Origin of the sequence: Caballeronia sp. J97 (assembly GCF_905220305.1) — a bacterium.
Taxonomy (GTDB): Bacteria; Pseudomonadota; Gammaproteobacteria; order Burkholderiales; family Burkholderiaceae; genus Caballeronia.
Genome location: NZ_CAJMZL010000006.1, coordinates 132,903 through 159,286, shown reverse-complemented (window position 1 = coordinate 159,286; position 26,384 = coordinate 132,903). Strand labels below are relative to the sequence as shown.

The 26,384-nt window shown below is 57.2% G+C and carries 26 protein-coding genes; 10 read left to right on the top strand and 16 right to left on the bottom strand.

Going from position 1 to position 26,384, the window contains the following annotated elements; genetic code table 11:
• Positions 1-89 precede the first annotated feature (89 nt).
• Both U4Y90_RS11795 and U4Y90_RS36100 read right to left on the bottom strand, forming a co-directional pair.
• The gene (locus U4Y90_RS11795; RefSeq protein WP_321794744.1) at positions 90-584 is read right to left on the bottom strand and encodes a ProQ/FinO family protein; all 495 of its coding nucleotides are present in this window, start codon (positions 582-584) and stop codon (positions 90-92) included.
• Between the two features lie 156 nt (positions 585-740).
• Positions 741-854 carry an antitoxin MazE-like protein gene (locus tag U4Y90_RS36100; RefSeq protein ID WP_415749329.1) on the bottom strand — a complete coding sequence of 38 codons (114 nt, stop codon included), beginning with the start codon at positions 852-854 and terminating at the stop codon, positions 741-743.
• A gap of 68 nt (positions 855-922) precedes the next feature.
• Here U4Y90_RS36100 and U4Y90_RS11790 point away from each other — a divergent pair, with 68 nt between their 5' ends.
• From U4Y90_RS11790 to U4Y90_RS11765, 6 genes are all read left to right on the top strand, one after another.
• On the top strand, positions 923-1,393 hold the full coding sequence (locus U4Y90_RS11790) for an excisionase family DNA-binding protein (RefSeq protein ID WP_062257660.1): 471 nt from the start codon (positions 923-925) through the stop codon (positions 1,391-1,393).
• Positions 1,393-1,974, top strand: coding sequence for a PIN domain-containing protein (locus tag U4Y90_RS11785; protein WP_321794743.1), 582 nt, complete (start codon positions 1,393-1,395; stop codon positions 1,972-1,974). Before U4Y90_RS11790 ends, U4Y90_RS11785 begins: the two co-directional genes overlap by 1 nt.
• A gap of 103 nt (positions 1,975-2,077) precedes the next feature.
• The gene (locus tag U4Y90_RS11780) at positions 2,078-5,572 is read left to right on the top strand and encodes a hypothetical protein (RefSeq protein WP_321794742.1); all 3,495 of its coding nucleotides are present in this window, start codon (positions 2,078-2,080) and stop codon (positions 5,570-5,572) included.
• Complete coding sequence (locus U4Y90_RS11775; protein ID WP_321794741.1) at positions 5,553-6,011, top strand: response regulator; 459 nt, start codon at positions 5,553-5,555, stop codon at positions 6,009-6,011. The genes U4Y90_RS11780 and U4Y90_RS11775 overlap by 20 nt, the downstream gene beginning before the upstream one ends.
• Positions 6,008-7,210 (top strand): hypothetical protein, encoded by a 1,203-nt coding sequence (locus tag U4Y90_RS11770; RefSeq protein ID WP_321794740.1) that lies wholly within the window; start codon positions 6,008-6,010, stop codon positions 7,208-7,210. Before U4Y90_RS11775 ends, U4Y90_RS11770 begins: the two co-directional genes overlap by 4 nt.
• 318 nt (positions 7,211-7,528) lie before the next feature.
• The gene (locus tag U4Y90_RS11765; protein ID WP_321794816.1) at positions 7,529-7,678 is read left to right on the top strand and encodes a hypothetical protein; all 150 of its coding nucleotides are present in this window, start codon (positions 7,529-7,531) and stop codon (positions 7,676-7,678) included.
• Here U4Y90_RS11765 and U4Y90_RS11760 read toward each other — a convergent pair.
• From U4Y90_RS11760 to U4Y90_RS11750, 3 genes are all read right to left on the bottom strand, one after another.
• Positions 7,612-8,115, bottom strand: coding sequence for an FAD-binding oxidoreductase (locus U4Y90_RS11760; protein ID WP_321794739.1), 504 nt, complete (start codon positions 8,113-8,115; stop codon positions 7,612-7,614). The genes U4Y90_RS11765 and U4Y90_RS11760 overlap by 67 nt on opposite strands.
• Before the next feature lie 450 nt (positions 8,116-8,565).
• Positions 8,566-9,327, bottom strand: coding sequence for a 3-oxoacyl-ACP reductase FabG (locus U4Y90_RS11755; protein WP_321794738.1), 762 nt, complete (start codon positions 9,325-9,327; stop codon positions 8,566-8,568).
• An 11-nt stretch (positions 9,328-9,338) separates the two neighbouring features.
• Positions 9,339-10,649, bottom strand: a complete 1,311-nt coding sequence (locus tag U4Y90_RS11750; RefSeq protein WP_321794737.1) for an MFS transporter — start codon at positions 10,647-10,649, stop codon at positions 9,339-9,341.
• A 156-nt stretch (positions 10,650-10,805) separates the two neighbouring features.
• Between U4Y90_RS11750 and U4Y90_RS11745 the strand changes: the two genes are divergently transcribed.
• Complete coding sequence (locus U4Y90_RS11745) at positions 10,806-11,594, top strand: SDR family NAD(P)-dependent oxidoreductase (protein ID WP_321794736.1); 789 nt, start codon at positions 10,806-10,808, stop codon at positions 11,592-11,594.
• A 24-nt stretch (positions 11,595-11,618) separates the two neighbouring features.
• Here U4Y90_RS11745 and U4Y90_RS11740 read toward each other — a convergent pair whose 3' ends face one another.
• Positions 11,619-12,107 (bottom strand): MarR family winged helix-turn-helix transcriptional regulator, encoded by a 489-nt coding sequence (locus U4Y90_RS11740; protein ID WP_321794735.1) that lies wholly within the window; start codon positions 12,105-12,107, stop codon positions 11,619-11,621.
• 159 nt (positions 12,108-12,266) lie between these two features.
• Between U4Y90_RS11740 and U4Y90_RS11735 the strand changes: the two genes are divergently transcribed.
• From U4Y90_RS11735 to U4Y90_RS11725, 3 genes are all read left to right on the top strand, one after another.
• Complete coding sequence (locus U4Y90_RS11735; RefSeq protein ID WP_321794734.1) at positions 12,267-13,139, top strand: cupin domain-containing protein; 873 nt, start codon at positions 12,267-12,269, stop codon at positions 13,137-13,139.
• A gap of 246 nt (positions 13,140-13,385) precedes the next feature.
• The gene (locus U4Y90_RS11730) at positions 13,386-14,588 is read left to right on the top strand and encodes a porin (RefSeq protein ID WP_321794733.1); all 1,203 of its coding nucleotides are present in this window, start codon (positions 13,386-13,388) and stop codon (positions 14,586-14,588) included.
• A 724-nt stretch (positions 14,589-15,312) separates the two neighbouring features.
• Positions 15,313-15,858 (top strand): tyrosine-protein phosphatase, encoded by a 546-nt coding sequence (locus U4Y90_RS11725; protein ID WP_321794732.1) that lies wholly within the window; start codon positions 15,313-15,315, stop codon positions 15,856-15,858.
• Between the two features lie 87 nt (positions 15,859-15,945).
• On the opposite strand, the gene U4Y90_RS11720 is transcribed toward U4Y90_RS11725, so the two are convergent.
• The 10 genes from U4Y90_RS11720 to U4Y90_RS11675 form a co-directional block, all read right to left on the bottom strand.
• On the bottom strand, positions 15,946-17,259 hold the full coding sequence (locus U4Y90_RS11720) for a hemolysin family protein (protein ID WP_321794731.1): 1,314 nt from the start codon (positions 17,257-17,259) through the stop codon (positions 15,946-15,948).
• A 337-nt stretch (positions 17,260-17,596) separates the two neighbouring features.
• A complete protein-coding gene (locus tag U4Y90_RS11715; protein ID WP_321794730.1) occupies positions 17,597-18,745 on the bottom strand; it encodes a porin in 1,149 nt (382 codons plus the stop codon).
• 14 nt (positions 18,746-18,759) lie between these two features.
• A complete protein-coding gene (locus U4Y90_RS11710; RefSeq protein WP_321794729.1) occupies positions 18,760-19,881 on the bottom strand; it encodes a DUF1624 domain-containing protein in 1,122 nt (373 codons plus the stop codon).
• A 239-nt stretch (positions 19,882-20,120) separates the two neighbouring features.
• Positions 20,121-20,705 carry a transmembrane anchor protein gene (locus U4Y90_RS11705; RefSeq protein WP_321794728.1) on the bottom strand — a complete coding sequence of 195 codons (585 nt, stop codon included), beginning with the start codon at positions 20,703-20,705 and terminating at the stop codon, positions 20,121-20,123.
• 1 nt (position 20,706) lies between these two features.
• Positions 20,707-21,438 carry a HupE/UreJ family protein gene (locus U4Y90_RS11700; RefSeq protein ID WP_321794727.1) on the bottom strand — a complete coding sequence of 244 codons (732 nt, stop codon included), beginning with the start codon at positions 21,436-21,438 and terminating at the stop codon, positions 20,707-20,709.
• 22 nt (positions 21,439-21,460) lie between these two features.
• Positions 21,461-21,838 carry a hypothetical protein gene (locus tag U4Y90_RS11695; protein ID WP_321794726.1) on the bottom strand — a complete coding sequence of 126 codons (378 nt, stop codon included), beginning with the start codon at positions 21,836-21,838 and terminating at the stop codon, positions 21,461-21,463.
• A 1-nt stretch (position 21,839) separates the two neighbouring features.
• Positions 21,840-22,640, bottom strand: coding sequence for a DUF4198 domain-containing protein (locus U4Y90_RS11690; protein ID WP_321794725.1), 801 nt, complete (start codon positions 22,638-22,640; stop codon positions 21,840-21,842).
• An 868-nt stretch (positions 22,641-23,508) separates the two neighbouring features.
• Positions 23,509-24,645, bottom strand: a complete 1,137-nt coding sequence (locus U4Y90_RS11685; protein ID WP_321794724.1) for a nickel/cobalt efflux protein RcnA — start codon at positions 24,643-24,645, stop codon at positions 23,509-23,511.
• A 642-nt stretch (positions 24,646-25,287) separates the two neighbouring features.
• A complete protein-coding gene (locus tag U4Y90_RS11680) occupies positions 25,288-25,725 on the bottom strand; it encodes a YqaA family protein (RefSeq protein WP_321794723.1) in 438 nt (145 codons plus the stop codon).
• A gap of 127 nt (positions 25,726-25,852) precedes the next feature.
• Positions 25,853-26,122: a metal-sensing transcriptional repressor gene (locus U4Y90_RS11675; RefSeq protein ID WP_321794722.1), complete on the bottom strand. Its 270-nt coding sequence runs from the start codon at positions 26,120-26,122 to the stop codon at positions 25,853-25,855.
• Between the last annotated feature and the right edge of the window lie 262 nt (positions 26,123-26,384).

Sequence of the window (26,384 nt, the reverse complement as noted above, 5' to 3'; positions counted from 1 at the left end):
CGACCGACGCCTCAAATTAAGAGTCTTGCGAAAAGTTGATAGAAACAGTTATGTCAAATTTGATCCGCAGTTGATGGATGTTTGGCCGGTCAACGCAGTTGACCAAGGCGATTCTTCGCAATCTGCTCCCGCCTACGCGCGAGCCGGGTCTTCTCCTGACCTGCGCCGTACTCCGCTTCGACAGCCGTGACAAAGCCGGCGATTGCGCCGGTGAGATCCACGCGTACTTCGCCTTCGACCAGACAGGTCCAATAGCGTTGGCCACGACACCAGAGTTTTACGCCGTTACGAGCGTCTCGCTCGCTCAGTCCAAGCGACGCCGCTCGGGCAAGCACATCCTTGAGAATTCCGACCTTCAGAGGAACCTTTGACGCGGGACTGCGCGGAAAGGCGTGCGGAAAATGTCGTTGCAGCGTGGCAACTGCGCGCGCGGCCGCGTCAGCAGACGTTCGCGGAGGCTTCGGTGGCTGCTTGATTTCCCGCTCGACGTCCACTGGCGATGACGTCGAGCGTGAAGCAACCGTTCTGCTGGTCGCGCTTTGGTTCAGCCGCGCCTTGAGCATAGTGAGCTGTTCGAATCCCATCGGGCGTGCCTTAAATCAGTCTGCTGATTTTACCAGTCGCCTTAAAACATCGCCGCCGTTAGTCCGCGTCCTCCCTGTCACCGATATGGTGCAGACTGCTCGCTCAAATCGTTCTTCTCACCGCGGAGAAGCTGGCTCGGAAACGGGGGCAAGTTCTCATGGGCGCTCGTCGCACCGACGACGACGTTCCTTGGCAAATCCATCGCGCCGCGCGTCCGGCACCCACATCGGTACCGGGCGCGGCCCGACTAGACCAAACGGCGGACAGATGTTTCACTTGTTGCACTTATTGCATTTATCGCGTATGCTGGTTTAGAAAACTCAACGAGGGTATCCCCATGACAACGACGAATCGAATCCGGGAGGTGTCTCCGCCACCGATGAGTCAGAGTGATCTCGAAATGGCGCGGGTTGCCCAGCGTTGCATTATGGAAGCGCTCGATCACTCGCGTGCGGCCGCGATTACATTGACTACAGATACGGGCGAGCATCCTTCTATCGACGTGCCTCCAGCGGCGCTCAAGCTAATTGGTCAGCTTCTGGGCGCGATGAGCGAAGGGCGGGCGATTTCGGTCGTGCCAAGCCAGAAAGAGTTCACGACCGTCGAAGCGGCGCACTTCCTGAATGTTTCACGGCCTTTCGTGATCAAGGAAATCGAAGCGGGAAGACTTCCGCATCGGATGGTCGGGACGCATCGGCGAGTTGCTTTCGGAGATTTGATGGCGTACGCCAATCAAATGCGCGAGCGGCAAGAATCCGCATTGGACCGTATGGCCGACAACGCACGCGATCTGGGCCTGGACTACTGATGGCGGGGAATGCGCGTTACACAGCCATACTTGATGCTTGTGTGCTCTACTCCATCGCCCAGACGGATGCGCTGCTCAGTCTGGCGACTGCCGGGCTTTTCGGCGCCAAATGGTCGAGTAGAATCGAAGAAGAATGGATGCTGGCGCTTGTACAGCGTCGCCCGGATCTGAAGGATAGGCTTTGGGTACGACGAGACGCCATGCGCGACGCCGTACCCGACTGGCAAGTGCTTGATGAAGCGTGGTCTCCGCTGGTCGAAAGTCTCAATCTCCCCGACGCTAAAGACAGGCATGTTCTAGCGGCCGCGCTAGCCGGTCACGCGGATTGCATCGTTACCGCTAATGTCCGCGATTTCCCTCAAAGCGCTGTTGCGCCGTACGGAATTGAAATCGTACATCCCGATCGATTCATCGTGAACCAATGGGATCTTGAGCCGCTAGTCACGATCTCATCATTCAAACGAATGCGGGCTCGACGCAAACGACCACAAAGTTCAGTGGAAGAATTCGCGACAGTGCTCGAACAAAATGAGCTGCCAGTGACCGCTCAGAGAATTCGTGAAGCTGGCGAACTGATCTAGACCCCGCGGCGCTCGTGCAAGGACCGGAGCTCCTCCGTGAATATCCGAAGCGTTCGCGAAATCGACTTAATGACTCAAAAAGCTGTTTTGCATGGGGGCATGTGTGGCACGTTCAAAGCTATTTATACCAAAAAGCCGAAAAAACAAACATGAGAAGCTGCATACATACGCATTCAACGTCGAGGAGGGTGCGAGCCTTGCCTACTCCGAACTGACCGCCCTTCCCTTTGATGTTATGTGCGCCGCGCTAAGCGAGCTCCGACGCACGACCCCCGAGCGTAATCAGGTTTTTGGGATCGTACGACCAGCGACCTATTCTGAATTGTGCGTCTGGAAACATATTTTCTATTCGGACAACCCAAGAGATGACATTCAACTTGCAGCCGCCGAAATACGAGCCTTTTATGATGTTGTAAAGACTTTTCTGAAATGCGAGGCTGCGTTTGATGGACACGTACTGAGTCAGAATTTTGAAGAGGCGCTTGCCGTCCTCGATCTCCTCGATGATGAATCTGGAGTTTCTCTCTGGTCGCTATCAAACCGTCTTGCGATTCTTGAGCAACTTAACGGAGTAGATGCGCAGAAGGCAGTAGCGAACGAGATACGAAATTCAGACGCCGTCAGCGGCGCGCTCCGATCTCTAGTCTACTTTTTCAGTCTGCGGGCCGAAAAAACCGTCTCGCCAGCGCGATATCAGGCTGCGGTTGCTCGCGCGTATAAGAACGACCCCTCTGAGCCACGTTCCAGCGTCTCGTACCTAGATTTTCATCTGAATATATTTCCCGTAAGAGGCCTCCCGAATTTAATAACCGCAATAAATTTTGAACGGGGCTCTTCAATAATCGACAGGTACTTGACTTTCATTCGAGTGGCACAGGCGGTTGCGGCAACCGAGTACAATCGCGCAGCTTGGAGCTATTTTCGTGAGCCAATGCAAGCGCTGGCAGATAAAATATGTGACGACAGAATCGCGATCCTTGTAATGCGCTTCGCTGGCACGAAACATCTCCATAAAGGTTACTCGTCTCAAAAACAAGATTCAATAACTCGATATGCCTCAATTGTAGACAGCTACACGCGCGGCGACTATGAGAATGTACAACTCATGACCGAGTCACTGCCGCTAGATGAATATGGGCGCGGGGTTGAACTCTTTTGTCGAAGTGCGGCCAGAACCCCGAGAAATAGTGATGGTAAAAATTCCGCTTATTCCTTTCTTCTCGACCCTTATATCAACCTTTTGCGGAAGACCGACCGAGCCGATCTTGCGTACGGACAGTTGGCAAAGATAGTCCAAACTTTTCACTACAGTCAATGGGCCGCAGAATTACTTGCGGTAATCTCCCGAGAAACTGTTGCGACGGGACAGGAATACCACGAGCATACTTTTGAAATTGGGATGTTTAACGGACATGCTGCGAGTCCGAGGCTCCATCTCCATCTTTTCGGTGCCGACGCGCGCGAATCATCGATATCGAGTTCATTGACTTTCCGATTTCTAGCTTTTGGGACTGAAGGAGAAAGCGGCCTGCCTGTGATTGATGCCACGGCGATTCCCTCATTTCGGGCACGGCGCTATCGGGCGAACAGGCTTCGCGAGGCGAATCAACTTGACGAAGCGATCGACGAGATATCTTCATTGGCGACGCCGCCCTATCCTAGTGACACATTGGACGCTCAATCTGCGATCATTTTGCTCTTGAGCTTGTACTTGGAGAAAGGCAAACCTGCACATGCGGCTCGAGTTGCAGCCGAGGCTCTCTGCAATTGGCCCCGAATGTCCATGCGTATTGAACTTGGCGAAGTAATTTACCGTTACAAAGAATCGATAATAAACGACGCTGAACCTGTGCCGGATATTTTCGTTACTGCTTGCTTCGGACTTTTGGCCGAATTGTATTCTCCCGACGCAGAAAACGACCTTTCAATCAAATGTGAACAATTTTTGAGCGGGATTGGTGTTGGGAAACCTACCGAACTTCGGACCCGTGTTTCCGGTTGGAACGTACACGTTTTAATATTTTTCCTTCACGCTATGTGCAAGCCGGAAATCTTGGACTCGCATGTTTCCTATGACACCCCAACGGAGGTGTTTGACGAGCGCGTCGCGATTCTTCAATGGTTGATTGAACTTGACGAGGATCGGCGCTTTTTGTACACAGAGGAAATTGCCCAGATAACGCAGCGACAACTGATCCGAAAAGGGGTCCAGCTAATTGAGAAAAGTCGTATTCAAGTGGATATCGACGGCATACAAGATGCCGTGGAAAAGGATTTTATTGAACTTTATACACGGTACACAACGCTGCCTAAAGATGGCCCGGCCCAGTCGGACGTAGTTATTCGCCTAAGCCCTGAGGGTGAACTTGGAAGTGTGGTGCTTGTACTGCCGGTAAACGAACGACGGAGCGCCCTTCTTCAATTACTGCACTTGGTGCGAGATAGATTTGTTTCGAGCAACGAGCATGGTCTTGACGTCTATCTTAGCGTGGGAATTCGGCACGGTACACTGTCCGGTCAATTGAGAAGTGTTCTAGAAAAATCGCATTTGGTTTCTCAGAAGAACAAACGAGGAACCTACGACGGAAACGATTTTTGGAGAGGCGCACTCGCGGAGGACGATGTCGACGAGGTGGACATCGACCGTGCCGATAGTGCGCTTCGCGACCTATCCCAATCAGCAGACAAGCTGATCGCAAAGCTCCGCGATAAATGGATACAAATCAGGACCGAGGACAAGAATCCCGAGGGGTTTTTTAACTTTACTGTTTCCACGTCGGATGTCGCTGAACTTAGTCGAGCACTGGATGCAACTTCGGGTCACCAGCAGGCGCTGGAGGCAGTGTTCCATTTCCTTTGGAAAAAGACGGATGTCGCTCTTACGAATATCCGATCCGTTTTGAAAGATGAATTTAAGGCAGAATTTGCGGCCGTCATTGACAGCTGCCTAAATGAGATCGGATACAGTCAAGATGAATCGAGTCTTCAGCGTTTAAGATCCACGTTGCTTCGTGCACGGACAGACATGCAAAGCGAGATCGACGATATTGCTGAGTGGTTTACGCGGAGCTCCGACGCTAGCCTCTCAGAATATCAATTCAAGTTTGCGCTTGACGTCGCTCTTGAAATGGTTAGTCGCTGTTATCCGCAACACTCATTAGACCTCGAGGTGCGGAGTGTTCCGGTCAAGATATTCCCAGGAACCACGTGGAAAGGAATTGTCGAAATTCTTTTTATCGCGTTTGACAATATGTTAAAGCATTGTGGCCGGCCGGACGGACGCATCAGCGCGGAACTTGAATGTACAGTGGACGCCGAAAAGATAGAAATTCGACTTGCGAGTGCTGTCGCGGAGCCTGTTCAGCTAACAGAGCAGAATGTTAAGCTAGCAGAGAGACTGGAGGCTGTGTTGTCAGATAAGAGCACCGACACAGTGCGGAGAGAAGGAGGTTCCGGTTTTTTCAAGATCGCCAAGATTGTCAGAGTCGATTTCGCAAGCCAACTAGGACTCTGGTTTGGATACGAAAACCCAACTCACTTCCTTCTAAAACTTAACATGACAGGTGGGAGCCCCTTTGATGAATATTCTGGTCGTTGAAGATGATGACAACAAGCGAAAGCAACTGACCGATTACCTTCGAGAAGCCTATCCCGATTGCGTTTGCACAGAGACTCGCTCATATCAAAGCGGACTGAAAGCAATGCTTCAAAGCCGGTACGACGTTGTATTTTTGGATATGACGATGCCCACTTTCGACAGAACTCCAGCTGAAGGCGGCGGCAGAATCAGACCGTTCGCTGGGCGCGATATCCTGGCGCAAGTGTCGAGCCGAAGGATTCGCCAGCCGATAATCGTTTTCACGATGTTTGAGGTGCTTGGTGAAGGTGAGAGTCAGGTGACGGCAAACGAACTTGATAGGCAGTTGAAAGACACATACTGCGACAATTATCTAGGACTTGCTTCCTATAGTGCCGCCTCTAGCGATTGGAAGGATCGTGTTCGCGAACTAATTGAAAAATCGGGAACTCAAGAATGAAAATCAAGGTATTACTCGTAGAAGACGACGACAAAAAGGCGCGAGAGATCGAGGATGTGGTCGCGGGTCAAGGACACTCATTAGAGAGAGCGTCAGACTTGGTTGAAGCAAAGCGACTGCTCACAAGAGAGAGCTATGATGCTGCTCTACTCGACATTCAAATTCCGATTCGAACCGGGGAAACTCCAGACGTTGGGGGCGGTGGCCGACTCATCAGGGAGATTGAGAATAACTCCACTTTACGAAGGCCCAAGTACCTCGTCGGTATATCGCAATATGATGACGCAGACGAACGATGCGGAAAAGCTCTGTCCGAAAGCGCGTTTGGGTTCATCCACTACGATCACTCCTCGAGCGTGTGGAAAGAGACGCTGGAAAAGTTCTTACAGCATGTTGAGAAAGGAGTAGTTCCCCAGGACGCCGAAAGCCGAACGGATCTTGTGATCATCTGTGCGCTTTATGAGCCGGAGCTGAAAGCGATCCTCGAACTTCCTTGTTCATGGCATGAACTAGAAGAATCCAACGATTCGATTGTTTACTTTGAAGGTGTACTTAAGTCGAAAAGTGGAGAACGCCATGTTGTTGCGGCTGCATGTATGGAGCCCGGTATGTCGGCTGCTGCTGCTCTCACTGCAACGACGATAGCGCGGTTCCGGCCTCGATATGTCGCTATGACCGGGATCACCGGAGGAATGCGTGATAGTTGCAACCTCGGAGATGTTGTGATGGCGGAGGCCGTTTGGGATTACACAAATGGAAAGCACGCAGTATTAGACGGCAAGCCAGCGTTCCGCCCCGCTCCAAGAGTTATCGACATTGATCCCGTTGTGATTTCACAGATACAGCGGCTTTGTAGAGGCGAAGGCGTCATGAAAAGTATTGCCGATAGCTTCAGACCCAAACGCCCGGAGCAAGTTCCTGCGCTACGCGTCGGTCCGATGTTCACTGGTACCGCTGTCGTTGCGGATAGTGACGTTGCACAGGGACTTGAAGCCATACATCGGAAAGTAATTGGCGTGGAGATGGAGGGCTACGGAGTTGCGTGCGCCGTCAAGTACCTCGGACACGGGCGGCCTGAAGTATTCATTTTGAAAGGCGTCTCGGATTTCGCGGACGAACGCAAAGATGATGATTGGCATGACTATGCCTCATTCACGTCTGCACAAGTACTCTATCAATGGGCGTTGCGCTTTCTATGAGAAACGCGGACGAGTTCGAAGACTTGGGCTCACTTAGAAATCAGGGTTCATCAGATGTGCGATTCACAGACATCAGAGCCCTGATCGCTCGATGGCCAGATTGCTTCGGGACGCTTAGCCGGAGTTTACATCGCTCGCGACGCCCCAATAGGCGGCAAGCGTCACGGCCTCATCAACCGCGGCGTTGACCGTTCGGCGTAAGCAAACTCCGCACTAGTCACGCCAGCTAGGCGAAACGCATGCTCCGCCCCTGATGCCCGTGGCGTAAAGCATGAAGATGTCGAACTGGATAATCAGGAATGTCGTGTCGGAGTCGCCGTGAGGGTCAAGGCCGTGCTTTTCGCCTTCAGCCTGAAGCTTTCCGAGGACGGCGACGTGCCGTTTGGCCATGTGGGGAATGGTCAGTCCTTCGAACTGTCGAAGCGCATTGTCGAGAAAGGAGCAAGCACGGAGGGCGACTCGCGCTGACATATAGCCTCGGCCAGCAGCCGTCCGGTCGTCGCAGAAGACGTTAGCCCCAGACGACCGTGTTCGAACGCCAGCCAAAGTCCAGCATACCGCGGAACGGCGCCCAGCACGGGCATCGAGTCTGGCATGCAGGGGCGATGCCCCATCCACGTTGTCGAACCGCGCAGCAGATTCAGGGTCGGCAACCCCTCCTTCCCATGCCTGGCCAGCAGAGCGGCTCGGCGGTGATTCGGCTCTCGTGCGAGTCCGCCGAACTCGACCGTGCCCGCGATTCGCAAACCCGTGTCCATCGGCGTAATGAAGACTTTGCGATCCGTCAGCACGACTTGGAATTCTCCCTTGGCATCAGGACGACAGGTTCCCAAGTTCCTTACCGAAGCCTGAGTCAAAGTCACGCCGCCTATATGCCGGATGCCGAATGGGCCGTCAGCAGGCATCGCCCAGACTCGTCCCGGAGCGTGCAAACCCTCCGGTTTTGACATCGATCATGACTTTTACGACACGTCATCAGCGGTTCACTCACGTTCGTCTCTTTGACTCCCACCTGCCGGGATAAACCCCGACTTTTCCAACAACGGTCACCACGGGGGCTCTTTACCCACGCAGCTTGTGGCGGTTTGAAGCCTGCTCCTGCAAGCCGACTTCGAGGGGCCGTCCCTCATCTTCGGTAAAGCATCGCAAGCATCGATCAGCTGATGCCCGCGTTCTTGGCACACTTCGCACGGAAATCAAGACTACCCCTATGTGGCGTTCCGCCGACATGTCTCTCGCCGCCGGAACGGCTGGACTTGCTCCGCTGGAAACTATTGTGACTGGAGACCGACCTCCGCATGGATGTCACGAAAGACCCGAGCGTGCATCGTCAGGCGCTTGCAACCGCCGAAGTATCAGATTTCGAGAAGCCCTGCCGCAAGAAATCCGCCGTCCACGGCTAGAACCTGCCCGCTGACATACGAAGCACCTTCGGAACACAGGAAACTGACTGCAGCGGCGATCTCGGACGGCTGACCGTACCTTCTGAGCGGGACCGCGCGATGATAAGCCTCACGCGTTGCCGGAGAGTGGCCTTCGCGAGTCAGTGGCGTCTCGATAGGTCCAGGTGCGACGCAATTGGCCGTAATTCCGAGCGCAGCCAGCTCAACCGCCATCTGGCGGGTAAGGCCGATCAGTGCCGCCTTCGATGTGCCATAAGCCGCTCGACCGACACTCGCACGCACGCCGCTGACCGAAGCGATACTTACGATGCGTCCCCATCCGGCGTTGCGCATCATTCGAGCGGCTGCCTGGGAACATAACAAGGGACCGCTGACATTGAGGTCGAGGACACGTTTCCAATGTTCCAACGGATAATCGATCAGTGGGAACGTGCCAGCGATTCCGGCATTGTTCACCAGCACGTCGCATCGACCGTAGGTTTGGGCGACGGATTCGAATGCATACTCGATCGATGCGGCATCGCTCACGTCGATATGAATGGGAAAAGCCCGACTACCCGATTCGGACAGTCTCGAAGCTAGTTCTCTGGCGGCAGGTTCGTTGACATCGGCCACCGCGACGATGAATCCGTCCGTAACGAGTTGTTCGACGATGGCGGCGCCGATTCCAGCAGCACCGCCCGTCACCACCGCGACGCGTGTATTGCTTGTCATCTCGTGCTCCTTTAGGAGGTCTGTTGACTGTGTTCCACAAGAGCGCTCGGTACCATGAAAACAAGCAGTACGCCAAAGATCGCAACGGCGGACAGCGAGTACAGGCCGACCGCGGTGCTGCCTGTCGCGTCTGTAACGACGCCGACAAGATAGGGTGCGACGAATCCCGAAAGATTTCCGATCGATGTGATCAAGGCGAACCCCGTGGCAGCAGTTGCGCCTCTCAGGAAAGCCGTCGGAAGATTCCAGAACAGCGGAATGGTGGACACGATGCCAGCCATCGCAACGATCAACGCGACGAACGAATAAGTCGGGGTTGCACGAAGCATCACGGTCAGCGCAAGGCAAGTAGCGCCAATCACCGCTGCGAACGCAAGATGCCTGCGCCGCTCGCCTGTCCGGTCAGAGCTCCATGCGAGGACTAACATCAGCACGATTGCCGCTGCATAGGGCAGTGCCGACATGAAACCGATCTGCCGCACGCCAACGAAGCCAAGCGCCTTGACCAGCGTGGGCAGCCAGAAGCTGACGCCATACAGGGCGGCTACAAAGGAGAAGTAGACCGCACAGAGAAGCCATACACGTACGTCCAGCAACCCCGCCTTGAAACTCCCCAGATGATGGGCGGAACTCCCTCCCACTTCAGCCTTGAGCGCGACCTTCTCCGCGTTGCTCAACCACTTCGCATCTTCGATCCTGTCGGGAACGAGTATCCAGAAGGCCACGCCACACAGAATCGCGGGAAGTCCTTCGCACAGAAACATCCACTGCCATCCACGAATCGGTAGGAAATCGGGCGTCGCGGTCATCAAGAAAGCCGACAACGGACTCCCGATGACACCGGATATAGGCAACGCCGTCATGAACAGGGCAATCACCCGCCCTCGGGTTCTCATCGGGAACCACTGGCTCACATAGAGCATGACGCCCGGAGCGAATCCCGCTTCGGCAACGCCGAGCAGGAAGCGCACGAGGTAGAACGAAGTCGGACCCGAGACGAACATCGTGCAGGCCGAGAGCACGCCCCAGCTCACCATGATCCGCGTGATCCAGGTGCGCGCGCCGATCCGGTGCAACAGCATGTTGCTCGGGATTTCGAAGAGGCAGTAGCCGATGAAGAAGATTCCCGCGCCCAGGCCGTAGGCAGTGTTGGATAGCCCGATATCGGGCGCCATCTGCAGTTTCGCGAACGCGACATTGACCTTGTCGAGTTGATTGACGATCAGACTGATGAGGATGATCGGGATGAGCCGCCAGAAAACCCTGGAGTCGGTCGCACGATCGACCTGTGCAATGGCGGGGGATTCGAGAGTTCGATTCACGCTTGTCTCCGTTGACACGCTCGGCTTCGCCGGCGCAAACTATTATCACTTGATAATATATACGCGAACGCGCACCAGGGGAACGGTTAGTGCATCAGGTCTATCCCTAGCAAGCGTGGCGGTGTTCATTCATCAGTGATTCATAAGGAGACGAGCATGGAGTTCAGTGGAAAGACGGTCGCCGTCACGGGCGCAGGGAGCGGCATTGGCTATGCGACAGCCGAGGCGGCGGCGCGACTCGGCGCGCGGATCATTGCATTCGATCGCGACGAGCGGGCACTCAACGCGATGCGCATCGCATTCGAGCGCAACAATTGGCGTCTGATGGCGGTCGTCGTCGACATCGGCGATGAATCGTCTATTGAGCGCGCGATAGACATAGACATGGCGTCGGTGAAGAGCGTCGATCTACTGGTCAACAGCGCAGGCATCGTGTCACGCGGACAATTCGAGGCTACGACCGCCGAAGAATGGCGGCGGGTTCTCGGGGTCAATCTCAGCGGCAGCTTTTTCTGCCTGCAAAAAATGGTCCCCCGATTGAAGGCGGGCGTCGGGCGTGCCGTGGTCAACGTGGCGTCGCTCGCTGCAAAGCGGGTTTCGTACACGGGAGGGGTCAGCTACACCGCTGCGAAAGCGGGTTTGTTAGGCCTGACACGACACGCTGCGTTCGAACTGGCCGGTGTCGGCATACGAGTGAATGCGGTGTGTCCGGGACCTGTCTGGACCGCGATGACGCAGCAGAATGTCTCCGACGAAGAGCGAAAAAAGGTGGCATCGATGGTCCCGTTGGGCGAGTGGTTATCGCCGAATGACATCGCACAGGCCATCCTCTTTCTGGGAAGTCCGGCCGCACGCATGATCACGGGTACGACACTCGACATCGATGGCGGTCTTTCGCTGGTCACCGGCGCGTCGCCCACGGCCTATCAACAGGCGCGGGAGTAGCCGAGGACGTGGCGCCCCGACGCGTCAGATCGCGCTGTCGACGCCTTGACCGAAGAGCGTATCCGACAGGCGGTTCACATCTTCCGGGGAATACGCGGTGCTTTGAACCAGACGATCGAGCAGTCCATTGAGTGCGACCTGCTCGATCGCCGTCAGGTCCCGTAGCGCGAACGCCTGTACTTCCAGCACGATTTTCATTCCCTTCTCGTAAGCGATACGCCCTTTTTCCGTGAGCGTGTAGCGTGTAGCGCGCCCATCTAGCGGGTCGGCCGTTGCCGCGACAAGATTCAGCTCGCGCAATTTCACGAGGCTGCGTCCCGCTTGCACTGGTGTCAGCAGCATGTCGCGACCGATATCCGTCGAATTGCTTTCCGGTGCATCCGCCAGTTTGACCAACACCCGCCAGTCGAGGACACGAACCTCGAGATGTCGATCGAACAACTCTCCAGCGAGATCCAGCACTGACTCCGCCACGCGACGTAGACGGTACGCAGGTAGTTCCTTGAATTGCATGGGCTCGATACGAGAAAGGTGGTAGTGCATTGTAGGTTAGGCCCAGCATCCGACAAACACCCATTGACGGCTGCTGAGACTGTCGGTAGATTGTATCAAATGATAGTAAATAAACGCGGAAACCTGAAATCAGGTGGTCCGCTGAACCCGGAGAAACGGATGAACACGTTGAATGAACCGAATGGCGCCGTGCTCGCACGCCAGGAGAGGGGCGTCTATGTCTTCGATGTCTCGGAAAAGCCATGGCAAGGGGTCGGCAAAAGCGGCCTTGCACAAAAAATCGTGCGTCGGGACGATCGTACTGGGCACTCGTTTGGCTTCATGTCCTTCGACACCATGGCGCGCACAGGGGTCCATCAGCACCTGGGCACCGCCTTCAGCTATTTTCTGTCTGGCGCGCTCACGGATTTTCAGGGCGCCACAGGCATGGGCCAACTGGGGATCAACTTCGCCGGTTCCACGCACGACGCGATCGCTTACCTGCCAACGCTGACTGTGGGCCGCATGGAAGGTCCCGTCGCTTACGGTCATGATGTCACGCACTCGCTTCATGCAGGTAACCGGCATGCCGATTTCGACAATGAGTTCCCTGAGCATCTTCCGGACCTGAGCATCACGCTGGATCAGGTTCAGGCGAGCGGCACGCGCGTGCCCGGCTTGACGCGCAAACTCGTGTATGACTACGCGCAGACGCCGCACAGCCGACGCGTGACACAAATCATGCTTCTTCCCGGCACCGTTGTGCCGGCGCATCTTTTGCACGGCTTGGTCGACGCGTTCATTCTGTCGGGCGATGTCTCGTTTGCCGCGCGTGACGTCGCTTCGAACGCGAAGGCAGGCGATTTTATCGTCATGGAACCGGGGACCCAGGTCTCTTTCTCGTCGCGTTATGGCGCGAGCATTCTTCTCTGGGCCGACGGACCCTCGACATGGATGGACGGGCCAACATCTCCTGAGCTCTATGGCTTCACCTCGGCGCATGGCGACCCACTGCGCTTCGGCAATCGTGCCCCTCGCAATTTCACCGACTGACAGTCAGCTTCGGTAGGCTGCCGAAGACAACGCCAAACAATCCGGTTCCTCTGGGAGCGGCAAATACCACTCGATTTTCAAAGCCGATAAAGCGCGCAATCTAATTCGTATTCCTATTAAAAGAGAAAGAGCATCAACTTTATAGAAGGGCGGATGGCGCCATCGCGAATGTTCGTCCCGTTAGATGACTTAAATCAAAGGCTCGGCAAGAGTCACACGGCAAGACTCATAATATTTGGAGACACAATGAAAAAGACTGTTCTCGCGCTCGCGTCACTGAGCGCCTTCTCGATCGCGGCTAACGCACAGAGCAGCGTCACGCTCTATGGCGTCATCGATGACGGTGCCAACTGGACATCGAACGTCGGCGGGCACAACCTCTACAACTTGTCCAGCGGCGTTATTCAGGGAAGTCGTTGGGGCCTTCGCGGAAGTGAGGATCTCGGCGGTGGCACGAAAGCAATCTTCGTAATGGAGAACGGTTTCGATCCGAATACCGGTTCCCTTGGCCAGAAGAATCGGGGGAGTACGCAAGGACTCGAATTTGGCCGTCAAGCGTACGTCGGTCTGTCGAGCAACTTCGGGACCGTGACGCTAGGACGCCAGTACGACTCAGTTGTAGATAATCTCGGGCAATTCATCGTGGGTGATCAATGGGGTGGCTACATTGCCGCTCACCCCGGAGACGTCGACAATTTCAACAATGCGTTTCGCGTAAACAATGCGATCAAGTTCGCCAGCGCGAACTACTCGGGACTGACATTTGGCGGACTTTATAGTCTCGGCGGTATTGCGGGCGACTTCTCGAGGAATCAGATTTGGTCCGTCGGCGCCACGTATTCTAGTGGCCCGTTGACGTTAGGAGCCGCCTACCTCAACGCCCGTAATCCCAACGTCGGCTTCTTTGGCGACAACGGAGCGAGTACAGCGGCGACGTCGAGCGCCACTTTCATCTCGTCGCCTGTCTATAGTGGCTATGCCTCGGCGCATACGTACGAGGTGATTGGCGCTGGCGCGGCGTACACGTTCGGTGCCGCAACGATCGGTGCAACCTACTCGAACGTCCAGTTCAAAGACTTGGGCGATACGGCAACATCGGGGCCCAATCCCCTTGGCTATTCCGGTAAGGCGACGTTCAATACGGGCGAGTTGAACTTCAAGTATCAAGTGACGCCGTCGCTGCTTCTTGGCGCGGCGTTTATCTACACCAAGGGCAGCGACGTGTCGACTCCAACAGGGTCGAACGATGGCGCGAAGTATTATCAGGGTGCGCTGGGGGCCGACTACTACCTCTCGAAGCGTACCGACGTATATCTCGTCGGTGTCTACCAGAAGGCTTCAGGTACCGACTCAACCGGCGCACCTGCAGTCGCTGCAATCAATAACCTGACACCGTCGACGAGCAATCGGCAGACGACAGTGCGGGTGGGATTCCGCCATAAGTTCTGAGACGCTCAACTCTCGGGCTCGGACGCATTCCCATCAGCGCTGCGCCACTTACCGGGCAGCGCTGGGCGGTATTTTTGACCGCCGGAGCTTCGGGGGTCCATCGGGATTCGAGTGCCGATAACCCTGATTACGAAAGCTTGTCGCCAGGCACGTCCAACCGCAGAACCGCGACGCGAACCTAAACGAAGCGAACAATGGCTCTCAAGAAGAAATCGGTGAAGGCGCCGGATGGAACCGTTTCGGTGTATTTCACCGGCTTGAGTTCGCGATTGCGACGGGAGTAGGAAGTTAAAAACTATCAAGCAGCCGAAGGAGTGATTGACCGTTGTCGCTCGGGAACGGACGAATCATCTTCGCTTTTCCACAACGCCGGCTTCGGGTCGACATGACTCATTCGTTAACTTAAGATCCGGGATGTGACTTCCGGTCGAAGGCCGCGGCGAAGCGGCACCGTAAGTCAGCAAAGGAGCTGAGGGTTAAGTTACGTCGAGGCCGAAAGCGACCCCGACGATCACTCGCACCTTGGAAGACATTAGGATGTCTAACCAATATCGATAAATTCCTTTATGTCAAACAAGTTATGTTTGGAATTATTCAGGCTGCAAGCACTGGTAGGGCGGTTCAATCGCACTCCCACGATAATGGATCGGGTTTCTTATCTCTCAGGTCGCGGTATCGTGTTGCTCCTGCTCCCACGCGGCGATCAACGAATCGGAAAGCACGCATGTCGAACCAAACCTCCTCGCTCCTGTCTGGTGTCACCTCCGCAGAAAACCTTGAAGCGAACCACGCTCTCGAAGGCGTTCCTAGCCTTCACCTGATGCCCTTCGACAACATTCATAACCTGCGCGACTTGGCTGGCCTGCGCAGCCGAGACGGCAGGCGTGTGCGTACTGGTCGACTGTTCCGCAGCGGCAATCCTGGCATGGCAAGCGTCGCCGACATCGCGCGACTACGGACGTTTGGCCTTCACGAAGTGATCGATTTCCGCTCCCCGGAAGAAAAGTCTGCCGAGGAAAGTGGTTTCGCCAATGCCTTCGACTGGGTGGCACTGCCGGTGCTCGAAGGCAGCACGAGCATGAACGAACTGGTGCCACGCCTACGAAACGCCACGCGACAGGAAATGGACGACTTCATGCTGCAGATCTACCGCGATTTTCCGATCAACCACCGGTCTGCTTTTGGCAATTTAATGAAGAAGGCAGAGATGGGTCGGGCGTTGTTGTATCACTGCGGCACCGTGCCTGCACTTGTCCTCGTGCATGCTTAGCGGTCGTGCCGCGTTATCGATGGACGCGGAACGTCGTCGCGACAACTCTCGAGAGTTCGGGGAGCATACGGATAGTTGTGTTATCCGTCAGGGGTTCACGGAAAATTCGTTCGGCACACCGTTAATCAATCTGTGTGCGCGAACCTTGTCGATACGCTTGCAGTTCATTGCGACGATTTCGAAGCGCCAGTCCTCCCATTCTGTGCGATCGCCCGCGACAGGGATGCGACCGAGCAACGAGATGATCATTCCGCCGAGCGTGTGATAACGCGCACGGGCCGAGTCGGGGACGTTCTTCAGGTCGAGCTTATCCTTCGCTTCCGGGATTGGCATCGCGCCGTCCAGCAACCATGCGCCCTGCTCGGCCATCACCGCCGACGTGTCGCTGGCATTGCTCGGCGCAAATTCGCCAGTGAGCGCTTCGAGCACATCGTGCACCGTCACGATGCCTTCGATGTCGCCGTACTCGTCCACCACGAAGCTCAACTGCTGGCCGTTCTTGCGGAAATGCTCCAGCAGGTCCATGCCGGAGAGCGTTTCGGGCAGATAGATGGCAGGCTCCAGGTCCGCGGAGAAGTCCAGTCCCTCTCCCTTGGCAGCGCGCGCGAGCACCTTTTTCGCATGAACAACGCCGAGCACGTTGTCGATGCCGCCATCGCACACGGGAAAGCGCGAATGCTCCGATTCGATCACGCGGCCGACGTTGTCTTCGGCGGGGAGCCGCACGTCGAGGTACACGATATCGGCGCGCGGAATCATCAGCGACCCGATATGACGTTCGTCGAGCCGCAAAACGTTGCGCAGGATCTCGTGCTCTTGCCGCTCGATCACGCCCGTGTCGGAGCCTTCCTTCAGCAGCGCGTGAATTTCCTCCTCTGTCACGCCTGCCGAACCAGTCTGCCGTACCCCCAGCAATCGCAAGAGCGCATGTGTAGAGCCCGACAGGAGCACGACAAAGGGTCGTGTCAGCAATGCTAGCAGTTGCATCGGGCGAGCAACGAGGCGCGCCACGGGTTCTGGGTTGATCTGCCCGAGACGCTTGGGCACGAGTTCGCCAACGACGATCGACACATACGTCACGCCGACCACGACCGCGGCCGTCGCGCTTATCTCCGCAGTCGTCATCGGCACGCCAAGCGAGATGAGCCAGAGTTCGAGCGGCTCGGCAAGGACGGCTTCGCCGACGACGCCGCTCAACAGTCCGATCGACGTAATGCCGATCTGCACGGTGGACAGGAAGCGCGCGGGGTCTTCGCCAAGTTCGAGCGCCACGCGAGCGGCGCCGTCGCCTTCGGTGGCAAGCTTCATGAGCCGCGCCTTCCTCGCGGTGACGAGCGCGATTTCCGACATGGCGAATATGCCGTTGAGCGCGACGAGGCCGATCAGGATCAGGACGTCCATGGCGCACCTTCCGATTGTGGCAATCGGCGTGGGCCGGACAGATGAGATGAAACAGAAGAAAATCGACAGTGGGAACTGTCCATATGTACCCCGGCACGACCGGGTTGACCCTCGCGAAGTTGAAGGCCTTAAAATTACATTATGCTTTCATTTGCGTCAACCGGGGCGAGAGCTTCGTGCTTCACGCCCGTCATTGCACCAAGCTGTGCCGAACGAGCGACAGGCAGCTGGTAAGAGCCTCGCGCCGGCTGTCGCGCTTTACTGGGCGGTAACCGACGCGAGTGCCAACGCGGCACTCGCGTCCAGATCAAGCTTAAGCAGTCGCAGCATCCACCGCTTAGAAGCGATGCCGGATACCGACATTCACCCGAGCCTGCGACGGCCGCCCGGCATCGATATCAGTCGCGCCGATTACTGCCTGTGCTTCGCCGCTGCCGTTCTGCCCCGCTGCGTGCGTGTAACCCAGAATCAGGTACATATCGGTGCGTTTGCTGAAGAGGTAGTCCGCGCCGATGCTCACCTGGTGATAGCGGGCCGATGAATCACCCGTGCTCTTCAGGTAGTTGTAGCTGATTTCGGTCAAGACAGCCGCCGTCGGCATCCAGACAGCGAAGACCGACGCATCGCGATACACCTCGGTGCGGCTGAAGCTGGACGAGGCATCGGCGGCGTAGCGCGAGTCACTGTAATACCCGCCGAGGGTCACCGTCGCGAACTTGTACTGCGCGGCGATACGATAGATGTCGATCGACTTGGCCGAAGCGTAAGCCGCGTTCACCGAGCTGTTGAAAAGTGAATCGGCTGACGCCGTGCCGCGCGTCGATGCGCTCGCGTTGCCTCGGTCCATATGCAGCAGACCGCCCGCCACCGTGACGCCCCCGCCGTTGTACGCGAGTGCCGCACTGTACGACTGACCCGAGCCGGTTGCGCCCGCCACGCCCCCAAAGCCGTACAGGAGCGACGCGGTGAAGCCGGCATACGTCGGGCTCGTCCACTTGATCGCATTGTTGATGCGCGCGCTGCTGTCGGCGTTGTCGATATCGCCTGGAGACGTGAACGTCTGTCCGAGATAGTTGTCGCCTTGCGACGGCTGCACGAGATCGGTCAGCGGATCGTACACCCGTCCCGCTGTCACCGTGCCCCATCGCGACGAGCTCAGGCCCACATAGCTTTGCCGGCCGAACAGGCGTCCGCCCTGATTCATCTTCCCGGTATTCAGATTCAGGCCGTTCTCCAGTTGAAAGATCGCCTTGAGACCGCCACCCAGATCTTCGGCGCCCTTCAGACCCCAGCGCGATCCCGAAAGGCTTCCGCTATTCAACCCGATCTGCGTTGACTCGCCGCCGCTGTTATGGGTGTAGACGATGCCATTGTCGACAATGCCGTAGAGCGTGACCGCGCCTTGCGCCTGTGCTGTGTGGACACTCGCCAGCAACGTACCGAGCAGCGCCGGCGACATAGCCCATCGTATTTTGTGAATGTTCATTCGGATCTACGCTCTCACAGGTATTTGAGCCACCAGACGTCCTTGCGGCGCTGCTTGAGCTTTGCGAACCAGCACGCCGGAAAGTAAAGCAGCACCGCGAGCAGCAGCCACCACAGCCAAATTCCAGCGAGGTGATCGAAGCCGAAGAATTGCCCCTGATTCGCTCCCCAGATATGGAAGGCGATCAGATAGAGCGCCTTGAGCACGTACAGGTGCAGCAGGTAGAAGAACATCGGTGCGCCGCCCAGCGTCGCGAGCATGGGAATGGCGCGCGCGTCTTGAAGCTTTTCGAACCATGCAAGAAGGACGAGACCGAGGCCAAGCGTCGGAAGCAGGAACATCAGCGAAGGCGGATACTTGCGGGCGCTGAAGAAGCTCATCAACGTGCGCGCCGTATCGCCCGTGTGCACCCACGGCTTTTCACCGTAGAAGTTCAGATAGCGGATGACGAAAAACGCCACCAGCAGCCCGATGCCGGTTTTCAGCAGCAGGCTGGTGCGACGCTCGGAATCGAACGTCTTCGCGAACCACGGACCCATCGCGTAGCCCAGCGCAATCACGCCGATCCATGGCAGCACGGGATAGGTCGTGCGCGCCCGCGTGATGCCGCCCAGGTCAATGAACACGCGCTGATGCAGGATCGACCATGGCACGAAGAGGAACGAGTCAGGCCCCAGCACCACACCGTCCAGCAGGTTATGGCCAGCAATGATTGCGACGCCGATCCCAAGCAGCCATTTGCGCGGCAGATGCAGCAACAGCGCGAGCGCCATCATGCACAGGCCGATGCACCAGATCACCTGCAGCCACAAGGTCTTGGGCGGAAACTCGGCGGTCCACGCGAAGCAGACGAACGTCAGTTCGAGGAACACCATGAAGATGCCGCGCTTGAGCAGAAACGCGGATGTCTCGCGGGGACTGTGCGACTGACCGTAGAGCCACGCGGAGAGACCGGTCAAGAAAATGAAGACCGGCGCGCAGATCTCGCTCACCATCCGCGTCAGGAACAACTCCGGTGCGATGGTGAACGGATCCATCGGATCGGTCACCTGGCGATGCAGGAAGAACGTCTCGCGGACATGATCGACGAGCATGCATAGCATGACAAAGCCGCGCAGCGCATCGATCGACAGCATGCGGGTTCGCGAAAGACTGACGGGCTGGCTGGCGGCGGCTGACGCGGACACCGCGCTCCCGCGAGTGGATATTCCGGATGAAAGGCTCATGAGATCCTCACGCAATCGGCAAAAGGGGACATCCGTTTGTAAAAGACATGGCTCCGCCCGCGGCGGGCCCTTTCGGGTCCGCCTGCCGGCGTGCTGTTGCTGTGGGTAGTGCTGTACTGCGATCACGCCCGCGAGCGCGGGCGCGTGGATCAATGCTCGGGACGGAAGAGCTTTGCGTAGAACCCGTCGGTGCGGACCTTGATCACGACGTCCCGATCGCCGCGATTTCTCCAGTACCAGCCGTGCGTGCCATCGAAGGGCGCGTTGAATGCGCCCTGCGCGCCGGTCTGCTCGACAGCCTTCCAGTAGCTCGTGTAGGCCTTGCCAGCGTTGGGTCGTTCGCCGTGCATGTCGACGTTGACCGGTCCGCCCGTGGCTTCCCACCGGAACACGAGATGATCGCCCTCGTGCATCTGCGCCTTGATTTCCGCTCCTGCATTCGGCGGCAGTACGAGCTCCATTTCGTCGCTGCGATATGGCGTCGCCTTGCTGATGCTCAGCTTGTTCGGCATCGCCCCCGCAGCTGCCGGCAGCGGAGTCAAGGAGGGCGCTGCAGGCTCCGCACGCGCCGCGCCCGCCGCCATGCCGGTCAGCCCGAGCGCGCGGCCGATGCCCGTCACGTCGATGCCGCGTTCCGCAGGCAGCACGAACAGCGTCAGGATGACCGCGGCCGTCGCCACTGCACCGGCAGTAGCCTTGGCGAGCGTCTGATTGGACACTTCGAGTTGGTTCATGTCATGCCCCGATGGGAACGAAGAACTGCGTGAGTTGAAAGCCGATCAGCACGAAGCCGGCCGCCATCAGTGCAGCATTGGCCGCGACCGCCGTGCGCTCGAACGACGCCGAGCGACGCCAGATGTTCATCACGAGCAGTATCAGGCTCAGCGCCAGCAGTTGCCCGATCTCGACACCGACGTTGAACGCCACGATGTTCGGCACCATGCCCTCCTTCGACAGCGACAGCTCCTGCAGCTTCGTCGCCAGGCCGAAGCCGTGGCAGAAGCCGAATACGAGCACAGCGGCCTTGGGATTAGGTTGGAAACCCAGCACCCTGCGCAGGGCGCCGAGATTGTCCAGCGCCTTGTAGACGACCGACAGGCCGATCACCGCGTCCACCAGATACGGATTCGCGTGGATATTGCCGATCACGCCCAGAAGCAGCGTGGTGCTGTGCCCAATGGCAAAGAGCGTCACGTACTTTCCGACATCCTTCATCCGGTACAGGAAGAAGATCACGCCGACGAGAAACAGCAGGTGGTCGTAACCCGTGACCATGTGCTTCGCGCCGAGGTAGATGTACGGAATCAGGTTCAGGCCGCTGCTGCCTTCGATGAACGCCTTGTCGTCATCGGACACGCCGTGCGCGAGCGCCAGGCCCGTCAGAGACAACAGGCCCAAAAGAACGACCAGTCTCGCGTCGATCCGGGAAACGGCCCATCCGGTGGCGCGACGTATCAAGCCTCTCATGTCAGTCATCTCCTCCGCTATGTCATCTGACGACGAATCGTGCGCTGACCTTCGTGACGCCGTCGGCCATCGTCAACAATGCGGTCACCTTCGAGCCCGGTTTCACTGTGACGCCCTTGGATTGCAACTGATTGCCGCTCAGTGGCGCGATCGACGACTGTTGCTTCGCGTCGGGTCCGGTCACGGTGAGCGTCCCTTTGACGTTCTGCGCGTCCACGGGCGCATCGTCATCGGTCAGATAAAGCTCGACCGTGTTGCCCTTGGCCACCATTTCGACGGCGACCAGACCCGCATCGTCGACGAGTCCGCCGTGCTGCGGCATCGGAACACCGTGGGCCCAAGCCTGGCTGGACAGAAACGCCACTGCAGAAATGGCGAGGATTCGCGTGATGGGTTTCATGTCAGCTTCCTTCCTTCTTGTTCAGACGCGCGATTTCCGATGCGGGAAGTGTCGACGGTGCCTGCGGCATCGGCTTCAGACCCGTGGGCTGGTAGAACGAGAGCGTCGAGCTGAAGCTCTTGATGGCATATTTTTCCGTCACGTTTTCCGTGTTGACGCGCTCGCCCGCCACGCGGTCGCGGAATTCGACGCCGAGCACGTAAATGCCCTTCCACGGCAGAGGAAACGACACCTTGCCCTCACCGTCGGTCGTCCCGAGATAGTCCCAGCCCGCGCGGGAGGACAAAGTCACCGGCTTGTTGGTGAGCGGCTCTTTGTCGTAGAAGACCTGGAACTGCACGCGCTTACCGTCGACCACGCCAGTCGGCACAATGTCGAGCAGGAGTTCCGGATCACGCTTGCGCAGATCGCCGACCCAGCGCGTCGCGACGGTCCAGTGCGTGTCGACCACCGCGCCTTCATCGCGCACCTTGAAGATCGGGTATTTTTCGTCGACCGCTATCAGGCTGTCGCCCTTGGCGGGCACCTGCCCCACCGAAAAGAAATCGCGGTGCAGCTTGAGGTCGAGCGGCTGCTCCCCTTTTTGGCTGACCCACGCGCCTTGCAAAGCCTTGAACCGGTCCATGCCGCCCGGCGTGACTTCCAGCATGTTTTTGTCGTACTCGCCGTAGTACAGCTTGAACGTGCGATCCGGGGTCGGCTCGAACCAGATCTGATGCGCCTGCACATGAACTGCAGAGAACAAGGTTCCCAAGCCGATCGCGAGCGATGCCAGAAGTTTCTTGCCGTTTGTGGTGTTCATTGCATGTCGTCCCTTTGAAGAGTCATTTGGCGAAACGGACACGGCTGATGCTGCGGCGCAGATGCTTATCGAATACGTGGGCCATCACCGTCGTGGCATGCAGTTAGGTATCCGTATCGAGCAGCATGGAGCTCTGATCGAACCCCGCGCTCGTGAGCACCGACCGAGATATTGCGTTATCCACTCGCGTCGATGTCGAATGGATTACAACAGTAGACGGACGGTAAAAATAACTAAAGCCACTGCGCAATCAATTTGGAAGTGCCGTTTTGGTGGTCCAAACAGGAGATTGTGCTGCACCCTGAATGGTCCGAGCACGCCCGCTTCAAGATGGACAGGCGATGCACGAGAAAGGGGCCGGCGCGCAGTTCAGGGCTCCAGCATGAGGCAAGGATCGCAGAGAGAATTTAGACTACTGCATGCAGAATCGATTCGCGATCAGGAATCCCGATCGATGTGATTTCCCCTATTTCAGCAGAATCGTCCTATACCTTTCGGGGAACTCGAGCTAGTCGCGGATGGATTTCGTCGCCACGACGCATTAGGGACCCGTGGTTTCAGCTATCTGCTAGCGATAGAGAAGTTGGTGCTGGCGAAGAAAAACCGGTAACTTGGCGCTCATCGAGGCGATGAACGCTTTTCTCACAACAGCGGGTGATCTCGAACAGGCACGTGAGCCGAGGGGCGGCTTAGAAAAGTGGGGCGAATGCCAAAGAGCCACGCCCGGAACGTGTCTCACTTGCTGTGCGATGATCGGCGATCGCGCCCGGCGTCATCGACTCAACTGCCTGCGCGTTTGTCGAAGCAGACCGCGCGAACCCACCCAGGTGGGGCACGTTCGCGCCATCCTTTTGGGAGGATGTTTGAGTTACACCCAGTTCAGTGCGCTGGCCCCTTGGTAGGCCATGTAGAAGCCCACGAGCAGGATGAGCGCGCTCGAGAAGTAAGGCGCCTTTCTCGCAAACTCGCCGAAGCCGCTCCACCTCCGGGATACCTGCCTCACGCTGAGCGCGGCGAGTGTCCCCGAGGCCACCATGGTGAGCGCCAATCCAATGCTGAAACAGAGTACGAGGCTCGCTCCCAGTGCGAATTGTTTGAGTTGCAGGCATAGTAAAAGCACGGTAATCGAAGCGGGGCACGGTACGAAGCCGCCCGTAAGACCGAACATGACGATCTGCCCGGTTGTCACGTCCTTGTTTGCGAAACGCCGCTTGATGTCGTTTGCATGCGCGCGCTCGTGCGCATCCTGATAGTCTGCCGAGGACACGTCCAGTCCGACCGTTTCACTATGGTCGTGGTGGTGATGATCGTGCTCGACGTACTCCAATTCGTAGTCGTGGCTGTGATGACCATGAGCGATCTGCAATCGGGCCTTGAATTCGTGAGGCTCGGGAATCTGCTGCACCGATTCGAGGTATCCGTCGCGCTGAGCAAAACTGAATCCCTGGATAGTGCCGTCAGAACGCGTTGTCTCGAAAGTCACCTGATAGGGGCCAATTTTGTCGTGGTGGTGACCTTCTTGAAACAGGCGGAAACGCGGCGGGACGCCTTCCTCGAAAATTTCCAGGCGGATGAATCCGTGCCCCGTGTCGATGCGCTTCGTCTCATCGCCGTGATCATGGTGATGGTGGTGGGCATCACCGTGGTCGAGTGCCAATCGCTGATCCCGCCAGGTGCGCCAGATCATCCAGACGGCCACGCAGACAACCAACACAGCTGAGGCGAGTTGGAAGTAGGGCTCAGTCGTCTCGGGATTCAGGTTTCTGCCGAAATACATCCCCGCAAGCGCGACCGCCCACACCACCGCAGTATGTGAAAGCGTCGCGGACAGGCCAAGCAGGATTGCCTGTCCGACCGTACCGCGGATGGCGACAATGAATGCCGCCATCATCGTCTTCGAGTGACCTGGCTCCAGTCCGTGCAAGGCGCCGAGGAAGACGGCGCTCGGCATGAAAAGCCATGCACTCGAGGCGCCCTGCTGCAGCAAGGCGGAAAAATCAGTCATGAGATGCCCATCTGTCTTGGAAGTTGCTTTGGACTCGGCGGGGGGGCGCCTTGGAAGGCAATGGCGACTGGGCCACGCTCTCTGCGATCTCAGCATAAATACAATAACCTCCCCCCCTGGATAGGATGATACACGATCTCCGCGTTCCGGAGTCTTCGCGTGGCATTACTCCAAGTGTTCGTCTGAACGTCACTTAGTCACAATATCGCGCCGAAAAGGCCAAACTTGGCTCTATCAGCTGACGTCTGGAAACACGCAGACACGTGCCAGCCCTGTCGGACGTCTTTCCCCTCCAGGAGGATAGTATGTAGATTTTCTTCTTGCCGATCCTTGCAATCGACACTAGAGTGGAAGCACGTTCGGCCGACGGGCACCGCGATTCCCCCTACGCGTGGCGCACATTCATGAAATGCCGCGGGATCGTCACCATCATCATCGCCGCAATCCTGATCGTAGCGATCGGAGGCGCAGCAGTCGCTTACTACGTCGCTCATGCCTACGCAGATTAGAGCCTGGTGAACGGCGTTGCGGCGGGTTCAACAAAGCCTGTAGGGGTTCCAGCATTCGTCGAGCCCGAAGTTCGACGACGACATTCGGGGGTCTCGTCGGGAGAGCAAACTGCGATCTCCCTGTGGATGCAGTTCAGACAAACGAGGCGGTCACTGCGACTAAAACGAGGTATCGGCCAAGTTTTGCGATCGTGACGAGCACCGCGAAGCGCATGAAAGGTTCACGCATCACTCCAGCAAGCAGCGTGAGTGGGTCACCGATCACGGGCGCCCAACTGAGAAGAAGAGACCACCGTCCAAAACGCTGATAGGTCCGTTGAGCTTTCTCGAGCCTCTCGTCAGAAACCGGGAACCAGCGTTTTGTTTTCCAACGTTCGATGTAGCGGCCGAGCAGCCAGTTGACGATCGATCCAAGCACATTGCCAATCGTGGAGACGGCAAGCAACGCGCTCACCGAATACTGGTTGCTCAGCAGCAATCCAACCAGCACCGCTTCAGATTGCAGGGGAAGAAGCGTGGCCGCACCGAAGGCTGCAAGGAATAGCCCTCCGTAGACCGAGAACGTCAACATGTCGACGATTTGAGACGAGTAGAGGAATGCCGACTCGCAGTCCAGATGACGCCGGGCCCGTCGCGTTCGACTGTCCGACCAGCACCCAACTCCGCATGCGACGACCCGAACGCGGCCGTCGAGAAACTCAAAGATATTTCGTGATCGATTTGAGCTCCTTGATTGCACTGGCGGGTGTTTGCTCCTCGTTGCGCAGGGAGTGCTCTAGACAGTGATCAATATGGTCGTGAATGAGCGTGGCCTTCGCGTTGCTGATCGCGCTCTCGACGGCCTGGAGTTGTTGGGCTATGTCGACGCATGCCCTACCCTCCTCAATCATCGCAATCACGCTACGCAGATGACCCTCGGCGCGCTTCAAACGCTTCACGATGTCCGGATGTGATGTATGAATGCCCATGAATCGTTCTCTGCTTGCTCGCGTCCGGAGTGACCCGGCCGCTCTATTGGTGTCCAGTCCTTCTCTTCACTCGAAAGGACAAACGGTGCTCGGTGTGCCCCGCATTCACGCGGCTCCGCCGGTGGCCTCATGCGACGCGTCTATGAAACCTTCGAGCAGCATGCTCAAACTAACCTATGGGGGAGGATACACTATCCTTCCGCCATCCGCATTGCGGCACGCTCGCCGCATCGAAGATCGTGGAAGACGGACTGCCTGAAAC